Source organism: Actinophytocola sp., assembly GCF_050699915.1.
GTDB lineage: Bacteria > Actinomycetota > Actinomycetes > Mycobacteriales > Pseudonocardiaceae > Actinophytocola.
In genome coordinates this window covers 1-2,378 of the sequence record NZ_JBOHGA010000364.1, presented here as the reverse complement: position 1 = coordinate 2,378, position 2,378 = coordinate 1, and the positions used below count along the sequence as shown (strand labels likewise).

Below are 2,378 nucleotides of genomic sequence, written 5' to 3'. Positions count from 1 at the left end.
GACGAGCGGCTGGTCGGCGACGTCGAGGGCGCCGCGGCGTACCTGCGCGACCACCCGACCGGCAGCGGCCGGGTCGCCACGATGGGCTTCTGCTCGGGCGGCCGGCAGTCAGTGCTCGCGGCGTGCGCGCTCGACCTCGACGCGGCGATCGACTGCTACGGCGCGTTCGTGCTGACGCCCGCACCGTCGGACTTCCCGATCCGGGTGAGCCCGCTCGAGCCGCGCCTCGGTGAGCTGTCCTGCCCGCTGCTGGGTCTCTTCGGCGCCGAGGACAAGGCGCCGACGCCGGCGGAGGTCACCCGCCTCGACGAGAGGCTGACCGAGCTCGGCAAGCCGCACGAGTTCCACACCTTCGACGACGCCGGGCACGGGTTCTTCTCGGTCGACCGGCCCGCCTACCGCCCGGCCGCGGCGACCGAGGGCTGGCGGCTCGTCCGGGAGTTCCTCGGCCGGCATCTGGGAGCGAGGGCCTGATGTGCACCTATGTCACCGAGCAGAGCGCGACTTCGGGCAGCGGCAAGGGCGCGGCCGGCTGGTTCCCGCTGACCTCCACGACCGTCTACTTCGACCACCCGGTCCACGCGCAGGCCGACCACACGCTGAACCTCGACTTCGTCAACCCCGACCGGGGCGCGTCCGCCCGGGTGGCCGTCGAGCTGACGGCGGACTCGGCGGTCGGCCTGGTGGCGGCGATCGCGCGGGTGCTCACCCAGGTCCAACCGGAGCTGACCGGCGTGGACGAGCCCGCCGCACGACGCCTGCTCGAAGCCGCCGAGGCACTACGGAAGAGCTAGCGCGATGATCTTGATGGTCAGCGTGATCGGCATCCAGACGAGCCACGGCAACAGCCACCGGGCCGCCGCGCGGGAGTGGCGGGCGAAGACCCACGTCGTCACCGTGGCGAGCAGCAGGCCGGTCGCGTCCGCGGCGGCGACCGAACGCAGGCCGTCGGAGAGCCAGAACAGGTTCGTCTGCAGGTAGCCGACCACGAGCAGCGCCAGCGGCACGCACGCGTCACCATCCCGAGTGGACCGTCGCAGCTGCCACGCGGCGAGCCCCATGCCGGCGTGGATCACCGCCCACACGACGACGAACACCCACGGCGGCAACGGAACCCGTGTCAGTCCGATGTCGACGGCCGTGTTCGGGTTGACCGCGAACGCCACCGAGCCCGGGATGTTGGCCAGCACCAACGGGACTCCGGCGTAGACCACCGCCCCCGGCCAGGCTCGCGGCGGGCGGAGGGGCAGGCAGGTCGCGGTGACGATCGGACTGGTCATCAGGTCTCCGTTCCGGCGAGCTTCGCCAGCAACCGGTGGAAGGTCTGCCGCTGCCGCGGGGTCAGCGGCGCGAAGAACTCCTCGGCCGCGCGCTCGCTGACCCGCTCGGCCTCGCGGATCCGCCGGGTACCGGCCGGCAGGAGGTGCACGTGCACGGCTCGCCGGTCGCTCGGATGCGCGCGCCGCTCGACGAGGCCCTTCGACTCGAGCTCGTTGACGATCGTGACCATCACGGGCTTGAACACGTCGAGCCGCTCGGACAGCCGCGCCTGCACCAACGGCCCGTCCCGCAACAGAACCAGCACGCCGAGCTGGTGCGCGGTGAGCTCGACCGAGGCGAGCGCCCGGTCGTAGTGGTCGCCACCGCGCGCGGCGACCCAGGCGAGCAGGAACCCCGTCCACTGCGACAGCTCGGCCGGCGGGCCAATTTCGTTACGATCCATAACGTTATGAACCTTAACGTTTTGCGCCGGTAGTCGTCAACCCGGCCATGACCGAGCGCATTGACCCGATCACCGGGTTCGTGAACCGTAAGCATCGCCGTACACGAATCCCACGCCAGTCTGGCGTACAAAGAGACTTGGAGAACGGGAGGCGCCCCTTGTCGGTCGTGCGGAACCGGACGATCCGGGGCTGGGCGCTGGTCGCGGCCCTGGCCACCGTGGCCGTGCTTGTGCCGCAGGTGCCGGGCTGGCTGCCCGCGTCGGCACGGGAGATCGACCCGGAGGCGCTGCGGGACCGCATCCTCGCCTCGGCGAACAGGCCGCACCAGGGCTACGCCGAGATCGCCGGCTCGCTCGCGCTGCCCGAGCTGCCGAAGGCCGAGGACCTGACGTCCCTGCTGACCACCACCACGCGCGTGCGCACCTGGTACGCCTCGCCCTCGAGCTGGCGGTTCGACGTGATCACCGGGGTCGGCGAGCGGGACGTGTACCGCACCCCGGAGGGCGAGTTCACCTGGGACTACGGCGCGAACATGCTGACCAGGCTGCTCGGCGAACCGCCGGTGCGCCTGCCCCGTGCCGGCGACCTGCTGCCGCCGGAGCTGGCGCGGCGGGTCCTCTCGGCCGCCCAGGACGACCCGGTGCGGGGCCTGCC

Annotated in this window: 4 protein-coding genes and 1 pseudogene; 3 read left to right on the top strand and 2 right to left on the bottom strand. The window is 72.0% G+C overall.

Annotated elements, in window-relative coordinates; all coding sequences use genetic code 11:
• Positions 1-474, top strand: a 474-nt coding sequence (locus tag ACRDSK_RS32510; RefSeq protein ID WP_431445250.1) for a dienelactone hydrolase family protein, incomplete at its 5' end; no start/stop codon positions are given.
• Positions 474-794 (top strand): DUF6295 family protein, encoded by a 321-nt coding sequence (locus ACRDSK_RS32505; protein ID WP_431445249.1) that lies wholly within the window; start codon positions 474-476, stop codon positions 792-794. The genes ACRDSK_RS32510 and ACRDSK_RS32505, both read left to right, overlap by 1 nt.
• Here the strand turns inward: ACRDSK_RS32505 and ACRDSK_RS32500 are convergent.
• Together ACRDSK_RS32500 and ACRDSK_RS32495 are read right to left on the bottom strand one after the other, a co-directional pair.
• Positions 780-1,280, bottom strand: coding sequence for a tryptophan-rich sensory protein (locus ACRDSK_RS32500; protein ID WP_431445248.1), 501 nt, complete (start codon positions 1,278-1,280; stop codon positions 780-782). The genes ACRDSK_RS32505 and ACRDSK_RS32500 overlap by 15 nt on opposite strands.
• The gene (locus tag ACRDSK_RS32495) at positions 1,280-1,723 is read right to left on the bottom strand and encodes a MarR family winged helix-turn-helix transcriptional regulator (protein ID WP_431445246.1); all 444 of its coding nucleotides are present in this window, start codon (positions 1,721-1,723) and stop codon (positions 1,280-1,282) included. The genes ACRDSK_RS32500 and ACRDSK_RS32495 overlap by 1 nt, the downstream gene beginning before the upstream one ends.
• Before the next feature lie 158 nt (positions 1,724-1,881).
• On the opposite strand from ACRDSK_RS32495, the pseudogene ACRDSK_RS32490 reads away from it, so the two are divergent.
• Positions 1,882-2,378: pseudogene (locus ACRDSK_RS32490) on the top strand (hypothetical protein); the annotation flags it as partial.

What these genes read in the sequence shown, in the direction of transcription:
- ACRDSK_RS32505 (WP_431445249.1), top strand. Translation starts at nt 474, where the DNA reads ATGTGCACCTATGTCACCGAGCAGAGCGCGACTTCGGGCAGCGGCAAG.
- ACRDSK_RS32500 (WP_431445248.1), bottom strand. Translation starts at nt 1,280, where the DNA reads ATGACCAGTCCGATCGTCACCGCGACCTGCCTGCCCCTCCGCCCGCCG.
- ACRDSK_RS32495 (WP_431445246.1), bottom strand. Translation starts at nt 1,723, where the DNA reads ATGGATCGTAACGAAATTGGCCCGCCGGCCGAGCTGTCGCAGTGGACG.